Genomic DNA, 22,239 nt, shown 5'->3' on the forward strand with positions numbered 1-22,239 from the left:
TGAATGCTATGGTAGTAGACGAATTGAACTCCATACATAATTGACCATTAGGGGAATCCTTTACAAGGACTGAGAGAAGAGTGCGGCTCTGATACCCTTATCACCTGAACAGGTCTGTACCTGCGGAGGGAAGTGGCTTTTTTCAGGCGCTTTTTATACAGATCCGCCGACCACTTCGCTTCTTTTAGCAAGTGGTCTTTTTTGTATGTTTAAGGAGGGGTGTTATGGAGCTGATCGGCGTGACGAACGACCGTCTGCCCGCCCATAGGTTGGCTGAGGTGCTATCCGAAGCGGGCCCCTATTTGGACAGGGTCATTTTGCGGGAGAAATCAAAGACGGACCGCGAGCTGGCGGGGTTGATTGAAACACTTCTGGACAACCAGGTTCCTAAAGACAAGCTGATTGTCCACGGCCGGGCCGATATTGCGAAAATCTTCAAGATGCCGCGCGTCCAGATGCCTGGGCACGGTATTCCGCTGCCGCTTGCCGCGGAGCATTTTCCCGGCATCCGGTTCGGCGCTTCCGTCCATTCTACCGAGGAGGCGGAGCAGGCGCAGGCCGGCGGGGCGGACTGGCTCCTGTACGGCCATCTGTACAAAACGCGGTCGAAAGAGGGCCTTGCGGGGAGAGGGACGGATGAATTGGCGGAGCTCATAAAGGCCGTCAGCATTCCGGTGTACGCGATCGGCGGAATCCAGCCGGGCCATGTGAAACACCTTCAGGAAATCGGGGTGGCGGGCATCGCGGTCATGTCATCGATTTTCGGTGCCCCCGATCCAGTCCGCTCCGCCCTTTCTTATCGACATCAATGGGAGGGAAGCGAGGAATGAAAACGATCACATTGAACGGATTGCCGCGCGAACTGCCGGCCGACGTGGGGACTATCCACGAACTGCTGGATCATCTAGCGATTTCGGACCGCATCATGGTCATCGAGCAAAACCGGGAGATCCTGGATAAAAGCAAGTATGATGCGCCAATCAAAGACCGTGACCAAATTGAAATCATCCATTTTGTAGGAGGCGGATAAGATGCTAACAATAGCCGATAAGACATTCACATCAAGATTATTGCTCGGAACAGGGAAATACCCTTCATTTGAAACCCAAAAAGAGGCGGTCCGCGTTTCAGAAGCCGAAATCCTGACATTCGCGGTCCGGAGAATGAACATCTTCGAACCGTCGCAGCCGAATTTCCTCGAGCAGCTCGATCTGTCGAAATACACATTGCTTCCGAACACAGCAGGCGCCAAAACGGCGAAAGAGGCCGTGCGAATCGCGAAACTCGCGAAAGCGTCAGGACTTTGCGATATGGTGAAAGTGGAAATCATCGGGTGCGACCGTTCGCTGCTGCCCGATCCGGTGGAGACGCTCCGCGCGAGTGAAATGCTGCTGGAAGAAGGCTTCATCGTCCTGCCGTACACGTCGGACGACGTCGTGCTCGCAAGAAGACTTGAGGAACTCGGCGTCCATGCGATCATGCCGGGTGCTTCCCCGATCGGTTCAGGCCGCGGCATCTTGAATTCGCTCAACCTGTCCTTTATCATCGAGCAGTCAAACGTCCCTGTCATCATCGACGCGGGCATCGGCTCGCCGAAAGACGCGGCGCATGCGATGGAGCTCGGCGCGGACGGCGTATTGCTGAACACCGCCGTTTCGGCAGCGGAAGATCCTGTCAAAATGGCGCACGCAATGAAACTGGCAATCGAAGCAGGCCGTCTTGGATATGAAGCGGGGCGGATGCCGGAGCGCGATTACGCTGTCGCCAGCAGTCCGATGGAAGGGTTGATCCCGAATTGAACAGCCGCTATTCGCGGCAGGAATTGTTCCAGCCGATCGGGAAAGCGGGCCAGGAGAAACTCCGGGAGCTGCGCGTCTTCGTCATGGGGGCGGGAGCGCTCGGTTCAGCGAGTTCCGAAATGCTCGTCCGGGCGGGCGCCGGGAAACTGACCATCGTCGACCGGGACATCATCGACTGGACCAACTTGCACCGGCAGCAGCTGTACACGGAGCAGGACGTCATCGACCAGCTGCCGAAAGCCGTTGCCGCAGAAAGGCACTTGCGGGCGATCAACCGGGACACTGACGTGACAGGCATCGTGGCGGATGTCACGGCGGAAAACATCCTTGACCTCCTGGAAGGCCATGACGTGATCGTCGACGGGACGGACAATATGGAGATCCGGCTGCTGTTGAACGACGCGGCGATCCAGCGCGGCCTTCCTTATTTTATGGGCGCTTGTGTCGGAAGCTACGGGCTCACCTACCCGTTCGGCATAAGAGACGGACAGCCCTGCCTCCATTGCCTGATTGACACATTGCCGTCCCATATGATGACGTGCGACAGCGCAGGCGTCATCAGCCCGATCGTCGTCACCGTCGCTGCCCGGCAAGTGGCGGATGTGCTGAAATACGCGGCGGGCGAAAGTTTTGAGCCACGGCTTGAGAGCAGCGATCTATGGAATGGCGAGCGTTCTTCAATCTATGTGGACGCGCTCCGGAAACCGGATTGCCCTAGCTGCTCGGCGGACCCTGTCTATCCGTTTCTAAATGAAGGAACGGTAACACGCACCGCGGTGCTTTGCGGCCGGGATACCGTGCAACTCACCTATCCGAAAAGCCGGCAGTTTGACTTGAACAAGGTAGCCGCCAGCATCCGCCCGGTCGTCCAAGGATTGAAAGTGAACAGCCACCTGGCCGCATTCGAATTCCAAAACAGCCGCATCGTCCTGTTCAAAGACGGCCGCGTGCTCGTGCACGGGATGAAAGACACAGGGAAAGCGCGCAACCTGATGGCGACATTGCTCGGATAAATACAAACAGCGGCGGAGAATCAGATGGATTCCCGCCGCTCTTCGTCATTGCTTCGTATCATAGAACATGCCGTCCCGGCCGACTTTGGCGTACGGATTGACATAGCTCTTCATATTTTCCTTCTTCGACTGCGCCGCGGTGATATCCGAGCGGATCGCCTTCGTGAAATCGGTCAGCGCCGCAAGCACGCGCTGCTCCAGCCCGACGAGCTCCTTGCCGAGCGCTTCCTCTTCCGGCGTGAACGGGGGCTGGATGTCCTGCTGCAGGCGGTCCCGCTCATCAAGAAGCCGGTCGACATCTTCGATCACCGCATCCCGGCGGTCATCTGACACGTCTTGCGCAAGCTTGAGCAGCTCCAGTGAAATCCCGCGCCACTGCTCCATCGCAGGGCGGATCATACTTCATCCATGCCGGCGTACTGCTTCGTCCGGTTGATCTGGATCACTTGCTTCCACGTGTCGCGGAACTCCGTGACGATCGTAGCCGCCTCATCGTAGTACGCCATGTTGTTCTGGATATTCGCCTCGAGCAGGCGGTTGTTCACGAACTCATAGAGCACCATCATGTTCTCAGCGACCGGCACCGACGTATCAAGCGTCACCATCAGCTCCGACATGATCGCCTGCGCCTTCTGCGTCGCCGTATTCTTCTCCTCGATCGAGCCTGACTCGAGCGCCTTCTTCGCCTGCTGAATGAACTTCAGGCAACCGTTGTACAGCATAAGCGTCAATTCGCCGGGCGTCGATGTGTTCACCGAGTTGTTCTGGTACGTTGCGTACGGATTGTTAATTGCCATTATTGCTTGTCTCCTTCTAAAGGGAATTCCATGGATTTAAAGGAATCAATTACGCGCCGCCAAATGCATTCATCAAGCTTGCTGACTGTGCATTTGCCCGCTGGATCGCACGTTCCATTGCCGTGAACTGCTTCCAGTAGCGGTCTTCTGTCATCTTCAGGCGTTCTTCAAAACGCTCGATTTGTTTATTGATTGTTTTCATTGTACGGCCGAGTGCGAACGTATCGCTGACTGCACCGCTCGTACCGGCTTTTTCGGTAAGAACTTTCCTCGTGTCGTCCATAGCCTTCTTGAACTGTTGAGCAATGCCGCCTTTATCCGTTTCAGTCGATGACTTGGAGAACAGCTCAGCTACCCGGTTAGGATTTTCCGTAATGGCTTCGCGAAGCTTATCCTCATTGATTTGAAGCTTCCCATTCTCTTTGAAATCCTTAATCTGTTCAATTCCGATATCTTTCAAGCTAATAGACGTGCCATCAGAAAGTTTCACCTGTTCGCTTACCGCCTGACGCAGAGTGGTCAAAAGGTTTGAGATAGAAGGATCATTGCGCAGGGTACCACTCTTTGCCTTTTCCTCCCATAGTTCAATCTCTTTCTCTTTCATGTCCTTCTTTTGTTCATCAGAGAGCGGCTGGTAGCTTCGATATTTCGGTTCCCTAATTTTCGCATTCAGCTCATCAATCATTTTATTATAATCATCCACAAACTTAACAACTGTTTCGACGATTTTGTCGGTGTCAGGAGCAGAGCTGAAAGTGACTGGTCCTGTTGTGACTTGTTTAAGGTTCACTTCAAAACCGTTTATCGTAAATGTATTGGAACTGCGCTCAGTAGTCAACCCATTAAATGTAAATTCAGCATTTACCCCTGCAGTGTGTTCAGCAGTTGTCAGTTTCAGCTGGGCAGCGGCATCTCCGATTTGATCTTTTATTATTATTTCACCATTCGTTTTGCCGCTTCCACTGTCTTTAGCCGTCATCGCAATCTTTCCTGTAAATGAATCGTAAAATGCGGTAACGCCTGCATTTGATTTATTGATTTTCGACAGAACAGAACCGATTGTGTCTGCCGTTGTGACGGATATCTCAGTTTCCTCGCCATTTGGAGCTTGAATTGTAAACTTTCCATCAGCACTTAAGCCAAGAGATTCCTTATCTACATCTGCCGGAGAGAGATTTTTTTTCAATTCGCCACTTCGTAGTGACGCTTGAGTAGCAAGACGGCCTATTTCAATCGTTCCCGAAAACTCATTAGAGCCCCCAAGCCCTTTGATATTAACCGCATCGGGATTTGATATACTGACAGACTTTTTCATAAAAGTCCCTTGGCGTCCAACTGTGTCCGCTATGTTATTCGCAGAGTCCCACAGTTTGCGGTTAATACTGCGGTAATCATCCAACTGCCACTGTAAGTACTGTTTCTTCTGTGTAATCTTATCGAGCGGGATGCGCTCCGCTTTCATCATATCTTTGATGATTTGCTCGGTGTCCATCCCGGTCGCGAGTCCGCTGATTCGCATGTATGTAGCCTCCTTAGATCTTTCGGTCGATGAGCAGTCCGACAAATTCCTTCATGGCTGCATGGATGTCCATGAGCTTTTTGGAAGGGATTTCGCGGACGACTTCGTCTGTTTGTGAGTCGACGATCGTTACGTAGTATTCGTTCAGTTCGTCATGCAGTCTGAAACGGAGCTGTGTGCCTGCGCCCTCCAGGAAATTGTTCATGCTGCCAATCATCTGTCTCGCTTTCTCCAGCGGCAATGCCCGTTCCTCTTCGCCGCGGTTTTCCGTGTTGCTGATCGCCTGCACGCTGGCAACTGCCATCTCCGCTTCCTGCACGCCCGCTTCCCCTTTTGACGCGACCGGCTGCGGCAAAGTTCCCCCAATTCGACCTACCATACTCCCAATCCTCCCTGGCAATGATCTTCGTTATTCCTAGTATCGGCAAATGCCTTATGAAGTTAAGGGGATAACCAAAAATAATGGAAGGCGAAAAGCCTTCCATTACACGGAGCATGCTTCTATGAATGCTTTAAAGATGGCTTGGGCCGTCCTGTCCCCGGCGCCAGCCAGTTCTTCGGGATGCCACTGGACACCGACTGCGAATCGATGTTCCGCACTTTCAATCGCTTCGACAATGCCGTCCGGCGCTTTCGCCGATACATCAAACGGCTCGCCGACCATTTTCACCGCCTGGTGGTGGAATGAATTGACACGGATCTCGCCCGCTCCGCCCCATTTCTCCAGCCTGCTCCCCGGCCGTATTTTCACGGTATGCGTCGCATGGCTCCTCGGCGCTTTCTGCTTATGCTGGATGAGTTTTCCGCCATATTCGCTCTCGAGGTCCTGGTAAAGGGAGCCGCCGAGCAGGACATTGAGCACCTGCATCCCCCGGCAGATGCCGAGCACCGGCTTGTCTTGAGCCAGCATCTCCTTCGCAACTGCGTTTTCCAGCGAATCCCGCTCTGGCGCGACAGCTCCGAGGTGCAATGACGGTTCCTCCCCGAAAAGCGCCGGATCGATGTCCCCGCCACCCGGCAGCAGCAGGCCGTCGAGCTTCTCAACCACACGCTCCGCGTCCGCCTCCACTCCCGCGGGAATCAAAAACGGCATTCCGCCTGCCTGCCAAATTGCATCCACATACGCTTGGTTCAACATCACTTTGCCCAATCCACCATCTCTATCAGTTGTAATTCCAATAATTGGTCTCATTTAACAACACTCCTTCTATAAAATGTTTTCAAATACTATTCACTTCCCCTTTTCCTAGCCGAATAAATAAATAGATAACTTACTATAGAAAGGGGAACTCTTTATGTTGCGTTCCATCCGGATGAAAATCACCTTGCCCGTCGTCCTCCTCTTTCTTCTTGGCATTGCGCTCATGATCTTCATGACGAATGATCAGGCGAAAAAGAGATCGTACGCAAATGCAATGGACTCCAGTGAAGCGATAGTAACTGAAATGAGTCACGGGACTGAATACTTTTTACAGCAATACGGCAAAGGGATCGACTTTTTGGCAACATCCACTACAGTGAATCAATTTTCCGGTCTGCGTTCCTCACCTGTCACTGAAACGGATCTGGAGGAACAGTTCACCGATTTCCTTGCGGTATATGAAGACGCCACTTCAGTGTATTATTCACTGCCGTCCAAATATACGTTCATCCACCCCTACGTGGACCTCTCCGGTTTCGATCCGACGGTGCGTCCCTGGTACGAAAAGGCAGCAGCAGCGCCGGATGCCGTGCAATGGTCGGAGCCATACATCGATGAAGCGACTGGCGAGTTCGTCATCACCGCTTCCAAAGCGATCTTGGCAAATGGGCAGCTCCAAGGAGTCGTCGGCCTCGATATCGCCCTGTCAAGCATGACGGAGCAGCTCTCTGCAGGACAAGTGGGCTACGGCGGCTATCCGATCATGCTAGACGAGAACGGCATCGCCATTTCGCATCCTACGAGATCCGGCGAGAGCTTGAACGATCTTCCATTTATCAAAGCGATGTATAGCGACGAAAAAGGCTCAGTCCAATTCAAGGATGAAGACGGCATATCGAAAGTCGTCAACTACACGACCCTTCCCGGTGCAGGCTGGAAAATGGGGGCTGTGTATGAAGTCGATGCACTATATGCGATGGCCCATGAACTCCGGAATTCATTATTCATCATCGCACTGATCACGCTAGCCATCATCGTCGCCGGCCTGTATGTGTCGATCACGAAAACGACAAAGCCCATCGCTTCGCTGCGCGGGCTGATGGATATCGTCGCGCAAGGCGATCTGACCGTCCGTTCCGAGATCAAGTCGAAAGATGAAATCGGTGAGTTGAGCAACTACTTCAACCGGATGACGGAAGAGATGAACGCCATCATTTCTGTCGTCCGCTCTTCAGCAGACCATGTCCGGTCGAATTCCGAGAACCTGAGCGCGGTCGCAGAGGAAACCAGTGCGTCAAGCGCGGAGGTGGCGAATGCGGTGGCGGAAATCGCAGGCGGCGCTTCGAAGTCAGCGGAAGATTCCGAGTCGGCTGCAGACCGGGCAAGCGACCTCGGCAGACAGATCAACGAAGTGACCGGCAAAGCGGAAACAATGTCGGACATCGCAAGGCAGACCGTCGAGATGAACAATAGCGGACAGAAACAGATGGGTGAATTGAAGGGCTCCTTTGATTCATCCGCAGAAAACTTACGGTCCACCATTGAAGTGATCACGGATCTTGGCGAAAAGATCCAGGCGATCCGCGGCGTCATGGACACGATCACTGACATTTCCGCGCAGACGAACCTCCTTGCGCTGAACGCCAGCATCGAGGCGGCGCGCGCCGGCGAGCATGGCAAAGGATTCGCTGTTGTCGCAGAGGAAGTCCGCAAGCTGGCCGAAGAGTCGCGGCAGGCAACCGAAGATGTCCGCAAGACGGTGACAGAACTCGAAGAAGGCTCAAGCAGCGTTTCCATGAAGATGAAAGAAACGATCGAGACATTCAGGGAACAAGGGCAGATTGTCAATGAGACGGAGACCGCGTTCCGTGAGCTGACCTCGCTGATGCAGTCCATGCAGCATTCCATTGATGCGGTGACGCAGGAAATTGACCGTGCCGCATCCCAAAAGGACGAAGTCGCCTCCACGATCCAGACGATGGCAGCAACCGCCGAAGAAACAGCTGCGGCCTGCGAGGAAGTGAGCGCGTCGACGGACGAGCAGCTCCGCGCTATCCAGTCCGTGACGGAAGCGGCCGTCAAGCTTACCGAATTGAGTGAAGAACTGAATACAGCAATCGAGCGCTTTACAGTGTGACTTGCCAGGCATCGGGAATCCCCCGGTGCCTTTTTCCTATCATCCCCCTTCCAACATTTCTCACTCGTCCGTTATATTAAAATAACAATTATCCTAAAGTTCTCCTTCTAACATTACCTTGCAAACGCTTTCACATGAACGGCTGTTCAGTACCAAGTAAAATTTCATCAAGCATGCTATTCACTTTTAAGATTTTCAGCCGAATAATAATATATGACATAAATATAAGAAATCTAGAAGGGATTGATATCCTTGTTTACCTCGATCCGCACAAAAATAACCGGCACGGTCGTGCTGCTGTTCATCATCGGCATCTCATTGATGGTATATATGATCAATGACCAGACAAAAAAGCAGTCCTACGAGGACATTATGGAGACGACCGCGGGCACTGTAAGCGAGATGAGCTACGGCACGAAATACTTCATGGACAAGTATGGGACGGGCGTCCGTCTCATCGCTTCCTCGGATCTGATCACATCATTCCGGGAGCCGGCTACCGGAAATTCGATTCCGGCGGACGTCAAGACGCAATTTCAGGAGTTCCTCTCAATTTATCCGGATGTCTCCGCCATCTATTATTCAACCCCGTCCAAATACTCGGCGCTCGTTCCTGAGAAAGAGCTGACGGGCTACGATCCGACAACGAGGCCATGGTATCAGGACGCAGTTGAGGCCAACGGCGAACTGAACTGGACAGAACCCTACCAGGACTTCACTACGGGCGAATACGTCATCACCGCCTCTCAGGCAATCATGAAGAATGGCAAACTGGCCGGCGTCCTCGCAGCCGACATCAACCTCGCCCAATTGACAAAAGAGATGGCGGACAGCGCTGTCGGCTACGAAGGGTATACGATCATGCTGGACGAAAACGGGACGGCCCTTGTGCATCCTGAAAGAGCCGGCGAAAACCTTGGAGATATGCCATATTTCAAGGAAATGTATTCGAATGAAAGCGGTACGGCCCGTTTCACCGATGAAAATGGCCACAAGAAAGTCATTGCCTACAACACAATACCCGGCTACGGCTGGAAAATGGGCGCCGTCTATGAAACGGACAACCTGTACGGCCTAGCGGATCATCTTCAGCTAACGATGCTCGTCATCTCGCTCATCGTTCTTGTGATCATTGTGGCGGCACTATTTGTAACAGTTGGCCGGATGACAAAACCTGTCGGCGTACTGCAGAAGCTGATGGACCGGGTCTCTCAAGGGGATCTGACCGTCCGTTCCGAAGTCAAATCGAAAGATGAATTCGGTGCATTGTCGAAGAACTTTAACCACATGATCGACAATATGAATTCCATCATCACGGTCGTTCAGGCTTCTGCAGACCAGGTGCGCGAGAACTCCGAAAACCTAAGTGCGGTCGCGGAAGAGACGAATGCCGCAAGCACGGAAGTCGCAAGCGCCGTCGCGGAAATTGCCGGAGGCGCCGCGAAATCGGCGGAAGACTCGGAAACGGTGGCGGAGAATGCGGATGAGTTAGGCCGGCAGATCAATGATATCAATGAAAAAGCTGCACAAATGGCTGAAATGACGCAACAGACCGTCTCGATGAATGAAAACGGCCAAGTCCAGATGAACAGCCTGAAACAGTCATTTGACACAACGGGCGATCAAATGCGCGCAATGATCGGTGTGATTTCCGACCTTGGCGAGAAAGTGCAGGCAATCGGCGGTGTCATGGACACAATCACAGGGATCTCTTCGCAGACCAACCTGCTGGCGCTGAATGCCAGCATCGAAGCGGCACGCGCAGGCGAGCATGGAAAAGGGTTCGCAGTCGTCGCCGAGGAAGTCCGGAAACTGGCGGAGCAGTCCGTCCGGGCGACCGAAGAAGTCCGCAAGACCGTGACGGAACTGGAGACCGGATCAAACGGAGTGTCGCGTCAGATGGAAGAGACCGTCAGCACATTCCGCGAGCAGGGCACAATCGTCGAAGCGACCGAAGCGACCTTCCAGGAGCTTTCCAACTTGATGGCATCCATGCAGGCCTCCATCCTTTCCGTGACAGAGGGCATCAGCCAAGCCACTTCCCAAAAAGACGGCGTGGCGTCCACGATCCAGACGATGGCTGCTACGTCAGAAGAGACGGCGGCCGCCTGCGAGGAAGTGAGCGCGTCAACCGACGAGCAGCTCCGCGCCATCCAGTCGGTGACGGATGCGGCTGTCAAGCTTACGGAATTGAGCGAAGAACTGAATACAGCGATTGAGCGTTTCCACGTATAACCAACTTAGCACCAGCGACAATCCGTCCTGGTGCTTTTTTATGTGAATGAAGGAAAAAGAGGAAAAAATAAGAACAATAGTTTATTTATACACCCCTAAATATCTTGTCATTATATCCGAAAAATATTTAGTACAGCTAACTGAGTAATTTATCTGCATCACGCATGACATGCATTTCGAAGGGAGACCCATATGTTCAAATCCATCAAGACCAAAATTATCGTCACTGTCATCCTGCTCTTCATCATCAGCGTGTGGACGATCACGACATACACGAACCTGAAGATTAAAGACGGCACGCAGGAGAGCCTCATTCAGCAGAGCGAGGCGCTCGTCACCGAAACGGGCGCGCATATCGACCGCTTCCTCGATTCGTACGAGAAAGGGCTGACGCAGCTGTCCGAAGCGACGTGGCTTCAGGAATATCAGGCAGGAGACAAGCAAAATCCATCCATCTTGAACGATGAATTCAAGTCATTCCTGAACATCCATTCAGATGCGTCCCTCCTGTATCTCGCCTTGCCGACGAAGGAGATGCTGACGTCGCCAGTGGTCGAGCTCGACAGCGATTATGATCCGACAAGCTTTGACTGGTATAAGGAAGCAGCGGCTGAACCGGGGGCCGTCCACTGGTCGGACCCGCATATCGACCGTCTTTCCGGCGACTATGAAGTGAGCCTGATGAAAGCCGTTCAAAAAGACGGCCAGCTCGTCGGCGTGCTCGGCCTGGATATTAAAATGAATGAACTCAGCAAAACATTGACGGGAACCGATCTCGGGTTCAACGGCTATCCGGTGCTGTTCGACAGCCTTGGCGTCGCGATGGTGCACCCTTCCCTCGTCGGCGAAAACCTCATGGACCTGCCGTATATCGCGAAGATGTACAAGGACAAAGAGAGCGGCTCGATCTTTTACACACATGACGGAAACGACCGGGTGAATGTGTATACAACCATCCCCCGCGTCGGCTGGAAGATTTCAGCAATCTATAATCTTAAAGATGTCAATCAATTAGCGAACGGCATCCTCGTTTCCATGAACGTGCTGGGGTTCATCTGCATCATCCTCTTCTCGGTCATCCTGTACTTGCTGACGAGCCGGCTGCTCCGCCCTGTCGGCGTGTTGAAGGGGCATATGCAGGCGGTCGCAGGCGGTGATCTGACAGTCCGTTCCGAGATCCGCACAAAAGATGAACTCGGCGACTTGAGCAATGATTTCAATACGATGGTTGAAAACACGAACAGCATCATCCGGGTTGTCAATGACACGGCGCAGAATGTCCTCGCAAGCTCCGAGAACATGAGCGCTGTCGCTGAAGAGACATCCGCTTCAAGCGCCGAAGTGTCCAAAGCGGTCAGTGAAATCGCTGGGGGCGCTGCCCACTCTGCGGAATCCGGCGAAACGGCGGCTGCCCAGTCCGAGCAGCTCGGCTGGCAGATCAACGACATTGCCGGCAAAGCGGATACGATGTCGACGATCGCCCTGGAAGCGGACGGCATGAACAAGGAAGGTCAGCAGCAGATGGGCAAGCTGAAGGGCGCCTTCAGCAGCTGGGAAGATCAGATGGCTGCGATGGCAGAAGTGATTGCAGCTCTTGACGTGAAAGTCGAGGCGATCAGCGGCGTCATGGAGACGATCACGGATATCTCCACGCAGACCAACCTGCTTTCATTGAACGCAAGCATTGAAGCGGCGCGTGCCGGCGAACACGGCAAAGGGTTTGCGGTCGTTGCATCCGAAGTCCGCAAGCTCGCCGAACAATCGGCACGCGCGACAGAGGAAGTGAAAGCCGCAATGGTGGAGCTTCAGCATGAATCAAGGCTCGTCTCGACCCAGATGTCCGAGACGAAAGAGACGTTCCATGAGCAGAGCATCGTCGTGCATGACACTGAAACGACGTTCGGCAAACTGTCTTCCCTCATGGCGTCCATGCGCGAGTCGATCGAAGCGGTCCACGCCGGAATCGGAAACATCTCGTCCCATAAAGACGAAGTATCAGGCACGATCCAAGGCATGGCAGCCGCAGCCCAGGAAGCGGCGGCCGCTTGCGAGGAAGTGAGCGCATCGACGGACGAGCAGCTCCGCGCCATCCAGTCGGTGACCGATGCAGCGGTGACGCTGACGGAGCTGAGCGAGGAACTGAGCAAAGCGATCGAACGGTTTACTGTGTAATAGAGAAAAATCCCGCATCGGCAGCAGCCGGGCGGGATTTTTTCATTTCGCTTTCTTAAGGCGTTTGATCTCGACTCTCGCTTCGATAATATCATCCGTCAATAGCTCTAGCTTATCATCGAACCGGGAGACCTTCTCGTCAAGCCGGTTGTAGTTCTCTTTCAGCTCGGCGACGTCCTGTTTCAAAACCGTGATATCCGCCCGCATCTCACTCATCTGGCCGGACAGCTCCATGATTGCCTGCAGGATCATTTCATTGCTCACGTTCTCTTGCAACCGTCGTCACCCTCCTTTCCGGGCTCGCCGCTTAATAAGCGACTGCTTTTTTCAATACTTTCATATCCAAAGCGAACTCGTCCATCCGCTGTTCCATTTTCTCAAAAGGGATTGTCAGGTCCTTGTGTTGCGCCAGCCGGCCTCGGATTTCGCTAATTACTTCCGTATTCGAAGCGACCTGCTTCGTAATGCCGTCCACTTTCTCTTCAAGCTTGTCAAAGCGGGTGTTCACTTCTGTCCTGAAAGAGCTGAATTCAACTTCCAATTTATCAAAGCGGCCTTCCAGCGCATCAAAGCGATCTTCCAGCTTATCAAACCGGCCCTCCAGCTTATCAAACCGGCCCTCCAGTTTGTCCAAACGTTCTATAACAGGTTCCAAGGCAGTATGAATGACCGACTCCAGCATCTCTTTCAATTCATTGTTCAATGAATGATCCTCCCTCTCCCTTTTCCGTATCTCCATTTTAACACGAAAAGAATACTTTCGCTTCATGTAAAACGGAAACATACGTTCTTATTACTATAATAGAAGGGGAGGAATAGTCAACAGCGATCACCAGACCGAGATCGTTCCGTCCGTCCTGCACTCCGTCCCTCCGGCGAGCACCCCTGTTTCCGGGTTGCGCCAGATGATCTGGCCGCGCCCGAACGAGCCGTTATCAAGCGTCGGGACAATTTCATGGCCGAGCCGCACGAGCGCCTGCGCCAGGTGGTTCGGGAAATTCGGTTCTACATGCACGCGGTTGCCTTCCACCCACTGCCAGCGCGGCGCGTCTAACGTCGCCTGCGGGTTCAGTCCATAATCGATCGTATTGACGACGACCTGGAAATGCCCTTGCGGCTGCATGAAACCGCCCATGATCCCGAACGGCCCGATCGCTTCCCCGTCCTTCGACAAAAAGCCCGGGATGATCGTATTATACGAACGCTTGCCTGGTCTCAGCACATTCGGATGGCTAGGATCCAGCGAGAAATCGACGCCGCGGTTCTGCAGCGCAATCCCTGTTCCCGGCACGACGACGCCTGAGCCGAAGCCCATGTAATTCGACTGGATGAACGACACCATATTGCCCTCTTCGTCCGCTGTCGCGAGATACACCGTCCCGCCTTTCGGCAGCTCATAGGGCTCCGGCAGCGCCGCCCGTTCCCCGACGAGCGCCGCCCGTTTCTCCGCATAGTCCTTCGATAATAAATGCTCCGTCTCAACCGGCATGTCCGCCTCTTCCGTGATGAACGCCTTCCCGTCGATGAATGCGAGCTTCATCGCCTCGATCTGCTCATGCAGCGTCTTCACCGTATTCGGGACGGCGGGGCTTAATTCCTTATAGATATTCAGCGCCATAAGCGTGATCATCCCCTGCCCGCTCGGCGGAATTTCCCAGACGTCATACCCCTTGTAATCCGTCGAAATCGGCTTCACCCACTCGACGTTGTACGTCTCGAGATCCGACTTCGCCAAGTATCCGCCGTTCATCTCGACATGGGCAGCGATTTTGTCCGCAAGCTCTCCTGTGTAGAATGATTCGCCGCCTGTCTCGCCGATCGAGCGCAGCGTCCGCGCGTGTCCCGGCGATTTCCACATCTCCCCGGTCTCAGGCGGTCTGCCGTCCGGGGCGAACGTCCGGAACCATTCATCGAAATCCGAGGACTCCTGCGCCTTGAATTTATTGTAGGCGATCCGCCAGTACTTTCCGAGGATCGGCGTCAGCGGGAATCCCTCTTCCGCGTAGCGGATGGCTGGGGCGAGCGACTCGATGAGCGGCAATTTGCCGAACCGTTTCGCAAGCTCCGCCCATGCTTTCGGCACCCCAGGCACCGTGATCGGCGTGAAGCCGTATGTCGGGATCTTTTCGTGCCCCGCTTCCTTCATGGCTTCCAGCGTCATCTTTTCAGGCGCAGGCCCTGCAGCATTCAGCCCATGCAGCTCATTGTTCACCCAGACAAGCGCGAACGCATCTCCACCGATGCCGTTCGACGTCGGCTCGACAACCGTCAAGGCGGCCGCCACCCCGATCGCCGCGTCAATCGCATTGCCGCCCTTCTGCATGATTTCGATGCCAGCCTGTGCAGCTAGCGGCTGTGATGTCGCGACCATCCCTTTGCGCGCAAAAGCGGCATGCCGGACAGTCGGATACGGGTTGTATAAATAATCCACTTGCAGTTCCCCCAGTCGGTTATGTAATGTTTTGATTATTTTAAGTATAATGGATTCCAAGGTTGTTGGATAGAGGTATTTCGGCTTACGAAACAAAAGAAAAAGCATCCGGCGATGTGCTACCGAATGCATGGCGATTTGCTTGTCCTATTTCAATTTCAAGTTCCCGGTCTCTAGTAAAATCGTTTTATAATCCTCTTCGCTTAATGGGCAGTCGATTAAAGCAATCAGCTGCTCTTTCGGCAATTTCACTTGCTTGGCCATTTGGCCGAGCAAGTGATCATCATATTCTTTCGCTCCATGGCTCAAACGTGTGCGTATCGACGTTTTCTTACCATCCACATATAATACGTAAAAGCGATGATGGGACTGAATGAGTTGAAACCCCTTCTTTCCTAACGATGCTTCTATCTCTTTCACTTTTCTAGTGGTCACTGCATCTCCACCACGCTTTCCACGAACTGATGGAGGGTCTCCTTCAATTGAACAGCATCCAGTGTCAGTTCTGCCTCAGGACTATCCAAGTATTCATTGACCAAGAATTCGATCTCCTCATAAAGGGCATCCATTGTGTTACACAAACTGGGCTCACTGATATAGATGCCAAGAAGATCATGCTCAATATTCCAGTAATCTTCGGAATAATCCAGTTCAACGAAGAAATTCTCACACATTTTATAGTGCTTGCCATTTCGGATAAAATCCTCTATATGCAACTTGCCTGGTTCAGCTACCAGTATATCTTGAACTGATATAAGTTCCTTGATTGTCCCGTCCTGGTTCAGGAGAGCTTCCCCTTTAATGATGGCCTCTTTCCCAATTGCCTGGTATGCAGGACTGTCAAGGTCGGACGAAAAGCATTTTATGATTCTTGAGTTTTGATAAACACCAATATAGGAGTCGCCTAAGATTTTCATTTCAACAATTTTACCTACAACTTCACGTATCCCCTCAAGAGGTTTGCTCAGTAATCGACTTACTTCTGCTTTGCGTGAAACAGAAAGAGGAGCCGTATATCCGCGCGGCCCTTGAGCGAAGGAAATAGTATAGTCATCATTCGCTGGCAGCATTTCAATGACCGACTTCGTAAAGCGATCTCTCACTGCACGATCAGGCAATAGATCACTCATCCTTTTTCGATCTGCTGAACCGGCTGCTTCCCATGCATCATAAAAGAGGGAAAACGTGCCGGAATGACTGCTGCCCTGCGCGTCCGCCGGAAAGTCCAGCTCAGCAATAAACGATCCTTTCTCCGTATTGATCAGTTCAAGTGTATAAAGATCCTTTATTCTCTTAGGTACAGGCCCGCGTTGGCGCACCGAGGCATTCTCTGACTGCTCATACTCTCCGAGTGCATAGACGGCAGTTTGAACAGATTTGAGGACTCTCGACAGAATATCCACTGGAATTCGCCCGCCATCCAGATGTTGTCCTTCTAATTTGACCTTTAATTTGTCAGCCATCCAGCACACCCCCTCTCTGTCTGTTCCGTTCTCAATGTCTTATTATATGTAGTATATAGTGCAGCCAGATCTTTTGCTAATAAAGATCTTTCCCCATCCTTAATTTAGCCGGAAGCCGATCGCACATAGATACATTCACGCTATACTTACATAGGATTCCCTGCTAGAATTTCAGATAGGTTTACGACAGCAACCAGGAGGATGACAGATTGAAAGACTTAATGAGCCTATTTTATGTTTGGACAGCAATATGGAGAATCAGACACAAATCAAAAAACGTGAGAGCAAGCGCAACAGCCCTGTTATGCAGCAGCCTGCTGGCAGTTCTGGCCGGCTGTTCCATTCCAGCCGACATACAAGGGAAACCTGAAGTTTCCTCCATGCAGGAAGAACAGGACGGACAGACAAAAGAAGAAATACCTGCCGCCACTGAAGAACAGTCAAAACAGCCAGGCTCAGCTGCACCGTCTGCCGATAGCAAAAAATCAGCCGGAGCAGATAAACCGTCAAGCTCTCAGAAAGTCGAGACGTCCGGGACCACTGCGCAAGTCCCCGTTAAACTCGTGAAAACGATCGACGGCGACACGATCAAAGTGTTATACAACGGGCAGGAAGTGAACGTCCGCTACTTGCTCATCGACACGCCGGAGACGAACCACCCGCGCCTCGGCAAGCAGCCGTTCGGCGAAGAAGCCAAAGAGATGAACCGGCAGCTCGTCAACAGCGGCAAACTGACACTCGAATTCGACGTCGGGGAACGGTTCGACAAATATGACCGTCTCCTCGCCTATGTCTATGTCGACGGCAAAAGCGTCCAGAAATCGTTGCTCGCAGCCGGCCTCGCCCGCGTCGCGTATGTCTACCCCCCGAACACCCGGCACTTGACGCCGTTCGAGGAATCTCAGGCAGCGGCGAAAAAGAAAGGCATCGGCATCTGGTCGGTCGAGAACTATGCGACGGATTCAGGCTTTGACAGCAGCGCGGTTCCAGTGAAGAAACCAGCCGCTAAACCGCCTGCATCTTCGTCAGCGATCAAGCCAGCAGAAAGCACGAAAAAGCCGGTCGCGAACGCGAGCGGCACGGAATGGTTCCAGAACTGCACCGAGCTGCGCAAGAAATATCCGAGCGGCGTGCCCGAAGGCCATCCCGCATACCAGGCGAAGATGGACCGGGATAAGGATGGGTTTGCGTGTGAGCGGTAAACAGGCATAAGGAAAAGCGGATTGTCCGGGTAGAGGGCAATCCGCTTTTTCGTTTCTTATAGTGTTCGATAAAGAAGTTTCAACGATTTACAATCTGCCTTACACCTAGGTTCCTCAGTTGTAAAACACAGCCTTCTTCAGTTTCACAACCTCCGCCTGCGTATCCAGCAGCCCTTTCGTGAAGACGTCCATTTTCGCATCGATCGTTTCAAGACGCTCGTCCGTCTTCACCATCCACTCTTTAATTTCGGCTATATCCGCCTTCCACTCTTCCCTGTTCTCCTTCACTTGCGTAGACAATTCCAGAATCGCTTGCAGGATCACTTCCTGCGTGACTGGCTGGCCCATGCCGCACTCCTCCTTAATTTTATGTTATCTATGCAAATCATCAGTTGTCATATATCCTAATCGAGAAAGATTCAACTTCGTCTGTTCATTCTACCATAAAAACGGAAATAAGCGTAACGGATTGTGGAAATCTGTCAGGTGTTTCAGCCGTCGATAAAAATATTTTTCAACAAAATGTATCCTTTTTATCTGTAACTTTCTATATATCTAATAAGGGAGGAAATATAGCAAGCACCATAAAGATTTCATGAAAAACAGGCAAAACATCAAATGGAAAAGAAAAAACGAAGATCGAAAAACTGACACAGTCCCCAACAAAGCAATCATTGCTCCCAGCCCTTGGTAACGGGGCGTTTGCGTGACTCGCCTGTATCTTATTGGCAAAGAAACTTACAAAGCATCAACAGAGCGCTAACAGACGGATAACAACTACTAAAGAATGTAAGAAAGAAAAGAATGTAAGAAAAAGATCTTTTCCTGCGGAAGCAGCAAGTTCAAATTCCCGAGAAGAGGCCCCCTCTGCAACTTACCAGCTCCCATGTGCAACTTACCGGATGGGTGATTGTGGAACAGGGAACTGCGTGATACGATTCAAACAAGACGAACAGACAGAGGCGGTGACTACCATCCGACTGACGATCCAAGAGTCTCCGGCTGCCACGGAGACCGAAATCACCATCACATGCCCGGCAGTGGACGACCGGCTGCGCGGCATCATCCGGCAGATCGAGCAGATGATGATCTCCTTCACGGGCCAGAAAGACGGCGTCCACCATACGCTCGAAACGGAATCCGTCTACTACATCGAATCCGTGGATAATGCGACATTCCTGTACACGGAAGAGGACGTGTACGAAAGCCCCTTGAAGCTGTACGAATACGAAGAACAGCTGAAGCATACCCGTTTCCTGCGTATCAGCAAGCACTTGATTGTGAACACTGCCAAAATCGAAAGTGTCCGCGCGCTCATCAACGGCCGTTTCGAGGCCGTCCTGCAAAACGGCGAGAAGACCGTCGTGAACCGGCATTACGCCAAAGCGTTCAAGACATATTTCCTGGAATAAGGAGGATTCACATGAAAAAATATTTGATTTACATCAGCGCAGCGTGCTTCGCATTCACCTTCAGTTCCTTGTTCTATCTCCTGTTCCGCCAGCTCGGCATATTCCCGCCGCTTACGGAACGGATGAGCATCACCCTCTTCCTCGTGTCCGCGCTCATCACCTGTTTCATGTACCTGACGCACCTGCTGCCGTTTGAACAGCCGCTCGTCGTCCATTTCCTGGAAGTACTCTGCATCGTACTGGTGTTGACAGCCGGCGGAGCTTTTTTCGATATGTTCCCGCTTGACCTGTACCACTGGTCGACGGTCCTGCTGTCGGGGCTGCTCGCCTATGCATTTGTCATCGCGCTCATTTACCTGAACACGAAAGCCGATGAACGGAAAATCAATGAAGTCATTGCGAAGAAACGGAGTGGGGCTAGTGGTGAACAGCATTGAAGTAAGCGGACTGAAGAAATCGTTCGGAAAAGTGCGTGCCGTGGACGACATCAGTTTCCACGTGAAGAAAGGAAGCCTGTTTGCATTCCTCGGGACGAACGGCGCGGGAAAATCGACGACCATCTCGATTTTGCTGGCGCTGCTGGAAGCGGACGCCGGTACCGTGCTCATTAATGGCAAGGACGTGCGGAAACATGGGGAGGAGGCGCGCCGCGAGATCGGCGTCGTCTTTCAGGAAAGCCTGCTCGACCCGCTGCTGACCGTCCGGGAGAATCTGGCGGTTCGCGCCAGGCTGTACGGAATGGGGAAACAGGAGACGCGGGACGCCATCCGCCGCACCGCGGACAGCACCGGCATCACGGACATCCTTGCTCGCAAGTACGGAAAACTATCAGGCGGGCAGAAGCGGCGGACCGATATCGCGAGAGCCCTGCTCCATCAGCCGAAAATCTTGATCCTCGACGAACCGACGACCGGCCTCGACCCGGAAAGCCGGCAGAACCTCTGGAAGACGATCACGACGCTCCAGCAGGAGACCGGCCTGACTGTCTTCCTCACGACCCATTACATCGAAGAAGCCGACAACTCCGATTATGCCGTCATCCTCCGGGCCGGCAAGATCATCGCAAGCGGCACGCCGGACGACCTGAGGACGCAGCACTCCGCAGACCGCCTGCTGCTCTCGGCTGCGTCGCCCCGTGAACTGCGGGACCGCTTCATCCGCGACCAGCTTCCCTTCCAGGAAAAGAACGGCATCTTCACGATTGAACTGGCTACGACGCTTGCAGCCGTCCCTTTATTGAATCAATACGGCCCGCTCATCACCTCTTTCGAAGTGAAAAAGTCCAGTCTCGAAGACGTATTCCTGCGCGTGCAGGAAAGAAAGGAGGCCGCCCGCCATGCTGACACTTGCGAAGCGTAATATGATGCTGTATTTCCGCGACAAAGCGGCCGTCTTCTTTTCCCTGCTGTCCGTCGCGATCCTCATCGCCGTCTATGTATTTTTCCTCGGAGATCTGATTGCGGACGGATTGCCTGAATTTCCGGCAAAACAAGGGCTTCTGCTCACCTGGATCATCGCAGGCATCTTAGCCGTCGCAAGCGTCACAACGACGCTCGGCGCGTTCGGCATCATGGTCGAGGACCGGGCCCGCAAGACGGCGCTCGATTTCCAGGTCACTCCCCTCAAGAGATCCTCGCTGACAGCCGGCTACCTGCTCAGCTCGATCACAGTCGGAGTCATCATGTGCCTCGCCGCACTCCTCGCCGCCGTCCTGATGCTAAAGCTGTCGGGAGAATCGCTCCTAACGGCCAGCCAGCTGCTGAAGACGGCAGGCGTCATCGTGCTCTCCGTCCTGTCCGCAGGCTCCATGGTCATGCTGCTCGTCTCATTCTTCAAGACATCCAACGCGTTCGCCGCGGCAGGCACCCTGATCGGCACATCCATCGGCTTCCTCGCCGGCATCTACATCCCGATCGGCAACTTGCCCGGCTACCTGCAGACACTCATCCAGTACCTCCCCGTCTCGCACGCCGCCCTCCTGTTCCGCGAAGTGCTCATGGGCCCGTATATCACGGAAGCCTTCGCAGGAGCACCGGAAGGCATGGCCGAGGAGTTCAGGCAGAACATGGGCGTCGCTTTCGAAATTCACGGCCACGCCGTGACGCCGCTGCTCAGTGTTCTCTACTTGGCCGGGACAGCGGTTGCGTGTTTGTTGGTTGCGGTATGGGTGATGAAGAGACGGAGAGGCTGAATGTCGCGCTAGATCTTGGTGGCAAGAAACCACAGTAGAAAAGGATATAGCTTATGCAAAGAAGCCTTTCAGGCGCTTGATCGGCTTCTTGTTTCGCTTAATTCATCTTATAAGGCCGATTGTTTAACGACCAATCGCTGTCCTTGATTCCAAATCAAAGATACGGGATTTCACCACCTGGAACTCTTTCTTTACAAGATCCGATTCATCAATCCGGCGGGCGGCATGTTCATCAAAACTGCCCGCCAATCCCGTCAAGCGGTTCATCTACTCTGTCGAACCTGCCATGCATGTCCGTTTCGAATTTGTCACACTTTTCCACCTAGCTGGGCTACCTCCGATTTCACGCTAGCCATCTCTGACTTCAAACTGCCTACATCAGATTTCAAACTGCCTATATCAGATTTCATGCCACTCATCTCTACCTTCATACCACTCATGTCTGATTGCATGTTATTCATTTCTGACCGCATGTCATTCATCTCTGACCGCATCTCATTCATTCCTGAACGCATGTCATTCATCTCTGACCGCATGTCGTTCATTCCTGATTTCACGTCAGTCATTTCCGAAGTCATGCCACCCATGTCAGCCTTTATCCCCTGCACGTCAACCGTCAATCCTTCAAGCAATTGCAAAATCCGTTCTTCCACCTGGACAGCCTCCTTACTTGAATGTAGTACCTGTAGTATACCCGAATACCGGTAGGACGTCCAGCAAACATACG

25 protein-coding genes and 1 riboswitch are annotated in these 22,239 nt (G+C 52.9%); of the genes, 12 read left to right on the forward strand and 13 right to left on the reverse strand.

All coding sequences use genetic code 11. The features are described from left to right. Positions 1 to 39 precede the first annotated feature (39 nt). Positions 40 to 148: riboswitch (TPP riboswitch) on the forward strand. Positions 149 to 224: 76 nt separating this feature from the next. Genes ACZ5FK_RS05515 through ACZ5FK_RS05530 form a run of 4 tightly spaced genes read left to right on the forward strand, consistent with a single transcriptional unit; the run spans position 225 to position 2,812 of the window. Then, positions 225 to 830, forward strand: coding sequence for a thiamine phosphate synthase (locus ACZ5FK_RS05515; protein WP_464806902.1), 606 nt, complete (start codon positions 225 to 227; stop codon positions 828 to 830). Beyond that, positions 827 to 1,030 carry a sulfur carrier protein ThiS gene (gene thiS / locus ACZ5FK_RS05520; protein ID WP_464806903.1) on the forward strand — a complete coding sequence of 68 codons (204 nt, stop codon included), beginning with the start codon at positions 827 to 829 and terminating at the stop codon, positions 1,028 to 1,030. The genes ACZ5FK_RS05515 and thiS overlap by 4 nt, the downstream gene beginning before the upstream one ends. A gap of 1 nt (position 1,031) precedes the next feature. Next, positions 1,032 to 1,799, forward strand: a complete 768-nt coding sequence (locus ACZ5FK_RS05525; RefSeq protein WP_464806904.1) for a thiazole synthase — start codon at positions 1,032 to 1,034, stop codon at positions 1,797 to 1,799. Next, on the forward strand, positions 1,796 to 2,812 hold the full coding sequence (locus tag ACZ5FK_RS05530; protein ID WP_464806905.1) for a ThiF family adenylyltransferase: 1,017 nt from the start codon (positions 1,796 to 1,798) through the stop codon (positions 2,810 to 2,812). Before ACZ5FK_RS05525 ends, ACZ5FK_RS05530 begins: the two co-directional genes overlap by 4 nt. A gap of 45 nt (positions 2,813 to 2,857) precedes the next feature. On the opposite strand, the gene fliT is transcribed toward ACZ5FK_RS05530, so the two are convergent. From fliT to ACZ5FK_RS05555, 5 genes are all read right to left on the reverse strand, one after another. Next, entirely contained in the window at positions 2,858 to 3,211 is a 354-nt protein-coding gene (fliT, locus tag ACZ5FK_RS05535; protein ID WP_464806906.1) for a flagellar protein FliT, read from the reverse strand. Then, entirely contained in the window at positions 3,208 to 3,609 is a 402-nt protein-coding gene (fliS, locus tag ACZ5FK_RS05540) for a flagellar export chaperone FliS (RefSeq protein ID WP_464806907.1), read from the reverse strand. The genes fliT and fliS overlap by 4 nt, the downstream gene beginning before the upstream one ends. A gap of 49 nt (positions 3,610 to 3,658) precedes the next feature. Further along, positions 3,659 to 5,128, reverse strand: coding sequence for a flagellar hook-associated protein 2 (locus ACZ5FK_RS05545; RefSeq protein ID WP_464806908.1), 1,470 nt, complete (start codon positions 5,126 to 5,128; stop codon positions 3,659 to 3,661). A 13-nt stretch (positions 5,129 to 5,141) separates the two neighbouring features. Beyond that, positions 5,142 to 5,507: a flagellar protein FlaG gene (flaG, locus tag ACZ5FK_RS05550; protein WP_464806909.1), complete on the reverse strand. Its 366-nt coding sequence runs from the start codon at positions 5,505 to 5,507 to the stop codon at positions 5,142 to 5,144. Between the two features lie 105 nt (positions 5,508 to 5,612). Further along, positions 5,613 to 6,320: a gamma-glutamyl-gamma-aminobutyrate hydrolase family protein gene (locus ACZ5FK_RS05555; RefSeq protein WP_464806910.1), complete on the reverse strand. Its 708-nt coding sequence runs from the start codon at positions 6,318 to 6,320 to the stop codon at positions 5,613 to 5,615. A 103-nt stretch (positions 6,321 to 6,423) separates the two neighbouring features. Between ACZ5FK_RS05555 and ACZ5FK_RS05560 the strand changes: the two genes are divergently transcribed. From ACZ5FK_RS05560 to ACZ5FK_RS05570, 3 genes are all read left to right on the forward strand, one after another. Further along, positions 6,424 to 8,406, forward strand: coding sequence for a methyl-accepting chemotaxis protein (locus ACZ5FK_RS05560; RefSeq protein WP_464806911.1), 1,983 nt, complete (start codon positions 6,424 to 6,426; stop codon positions 8,404 to 8,406). A 252-nt stretch (positions 8,407 to 8,658) separates the two neighbouring features. Then, positions 8,659 to 10,641, forward strand: a complete 1,983-nt coding sequence (locus ACZ5FK_RS05565; RefSeq protein WP_464806912.1) for a methyl-accepting chemotaxis protein — start codon at positions 8,659 to 8,661, stop codon at positions 10,639 to 10,641. A 192-nt stretch (positions 10,642 to 10,833) separates the two neighbouring features. Continuing rightward, the gene (locus tag ACZ5FK_RS05570; protein WP_464806913.1) at positions 10,834 to 12,813 is read left to right on the forward strand and encodes a methyl-accepting chemotaxis protein; all 1,980 of its coding nucleotides are present in this window, start codon (positions 10,834 to 10,836) and stop codon (positions 12,811 to 12,813) included. Between the two features lie 42 nt (positions 12,814 to 12,855). Here the strand turns inward: ACZ5FK_RS05570 and ACZ5FK_RS05575 are convergent, their stop codons facing one another. From ACZ5FK_RS05575 to ACZ5FK_RS05595, 5 genes are all read right to left on the reverse strand, one after another. Next, on the reverse strand, positions 12,856 to 13,089 hold the full coding sequence (locus tag ACZ5FK_RS05575) for a hypothetical protein (protein ID WP_464806914.1): 234 nt from the start codon (positions 13,087 to 13,089) through the stop codon (positions 12,856 to 12,858). A 31-nt stretch (positions 13,090 to 13,120) separates the two neighbouring features. After that, positions 13,121 to 13,516, reverse strand: coding sequence for a hypothetical protein (locus ACZ5FK_RS05580; protein ID WP_464806915.1), 396 nt, complete (start codon positions 13,514 to 13,516; stop codon positions 13,121 to 13,123). A 126-nt stretch (positions 13,517 to 13,642) separates the two neighbouring features. Continuing rightward, positions 13,643 to 15,244 (reverse strand): gamma-glutamyltransferase family protein, encoded by a 1,602-nt coding sequence (locus ACZ5FK_RS05585; protein ID WP_464806916.1) that lies wholly within the window; start codon positions 15,242 to 15,244, stop codon positions 13,643 to 13,645. Positions 15,245 to 15,391: 147 nt separating this feature from the next. Beyond that, the gene (locus ACZ5FK_RS05590; protein ID WP_464806917.1) at positions 15,392 to 15,679 is read right to left on the reverse strand and encodes a hypothetical protein; all 288 of its coding nucleotides are present in this window, start codon (positions 15,677 to 15,679) and stop codon (positions 15,392 to 15,394) included. Beyond that, the gene (locus tag ACZ5FK_RS05595; protein WP_464806918.1) at positions 15,676 to 16,707 is read right to left on the reverse strand and encodes a hypothetical protein; all 1,032 of its coding nucleotides are present in this window, start codon (positions 16,705 to 16,707) and stop codon (positions 15,676 to 15,678) included. The genes ACZ5FK_RS05590 and ACZ5FK_RS05595 overlap by 4 nt, the downstream gene beginning before the upstream one ends. Positions 16,708 to 16,916: 209 nt before the next feature. Here ACZ5FK_RS05595 and ACZ5FK_RS05600 point away from each other — a divergent pair, with 209 nt between their 5' ends. Beyond that, positions 16,917 to 17,909 carry a thermonuclease family protein gene (locus ACZ5FK_RS05600; RefSeq protein WP_464806919.1) on the forward strand — a complete coding sequence of 331 codons (993 nt, stop codon included), beginning with the start codon at positions 16,917 to 16,919 and terminating at the stop codon, positions 17,907 to 17,909. 114 nt (positions 17,910 to 18,023) lie between these two features. Here the strand turns inward: ACZ5FK_RS05600 and ACZ5FK_RS05605 are convergent, their stop codons facing one another. Next, positions 18,024 to 18,257: a hypothetical protein gene (locus ACZ5FK_RS05605; RefSeq protein ID WP_464806920.1), complete on the reverse strand. Its 234-nt coding sequence runs from the start codon at positions 18,255 to 18,257 to the stop codon at positions 18,024 to 18,026. Between the two features lie 581 nt (positions 18,258 to 18,838). Between ACZ5FK_RS05605 and ACZ5FK_RS05610 the strand changes: the two genes are divergently transcribed. The 4 genes from ACZ5FK_RS05610 to ACZ5FK_RS05625 are packed head-to-tail and all read left to right on the forward strand — an operon-like array spanning position 18,839 to position 21,512. Beyond that, positions 18,839 to 19,321 (forward strand): LytTR family DNA-binding domain-containing protein, encoded by a 483-nt coding sequence (locus ACZ5FK_RS05610; RefSeq protein ID WP_464806921.1) that lies wholly within the window; start codon positions 18,839 to 18,841, stop codon positions 19,319 to 19,321. An 11-nt stretch (positions 19,322 to 19,332) separates the two neighbouring features. Then, positions 19,333 to 19,758 (forward strand): hypothetical protein, encoded by a 426-nt coding sequence (locus ACZ5FK_RS05615; protein WP_464806922.1) that lies wholly within the window; start codon positions 19,333 to 19,335, stop codon positions 19,756 to 19,758. Next, on the forward strand, positions 19,742 to 20,680 hold the full coding sequence (locus tag ACZ5FK_RS05620) for an ABC transporter ATP-binding protein (RefSeq protein ID WP_464806923.1): 939 nt from the start codon (positions 19,742 to 19,744) through the stop codon (positions 20,678 to 20,680). Before ACZ5FK_RS05615 ends, ACZ5FK_RS05620 begins: the two co-directional genes overlap by 17 nt. Further along, on the forward strand, positions 20,658 to 21,512 hold the full coding sequence (locus ACZ5FK_RS05625; RefSeq protein ID WP_464806924.1) for an ABC transporter permease: 855 nt from the start codon (positions 20,658 to 20,660) through the stop codon (positions 21,510 to 21,512). Before ACZ5FK_RS05620 ends, ACZ5FK_RS05625 begins: the two co-directional genes overlap by 23 nt. 123 nt (positions 21,513 to 21,635) lie before the next feature. Here the strand turns inward: ACZ5FK_RS05625 and ACZ5FK_RS05630 are convergent, their stop codons facing one another. Both ACZ5FK_RS05630 and ACZ5FK_RS05635 read right to left on the reverse strand, forming a co-directional pair. Next, on the reverse strand, positions 21,636 to 21,779 hold the full coding sequence (locus ACZ5FK_RS05630) for a hypothetical protein (RefSeq protein ID WP_464806925.1): 144 nt from the start codon (positions 21,777 to 21,779) through the stop codon (positions 21,636 to 21,638). A 41-nt stretch (positions 21,780 to 21,820) separates the two neighbouring features. After that, positions 21,821 to 22,165, reverse strand: coding sequence for a hypothetical protein (locus ACZ5FK_RS05635; RefSeq protein WP_464806926.1), 345 nt, complete (start codon positions 22,163 to 22,165; stop codon positions 21,821 to 21,823). Positions 22,166 to 22,239: the final 74 nt, after the last annotated feature.

It is taken from the genome of Sporosarcina sp. GTC18466, assembly GCF_055389225.1.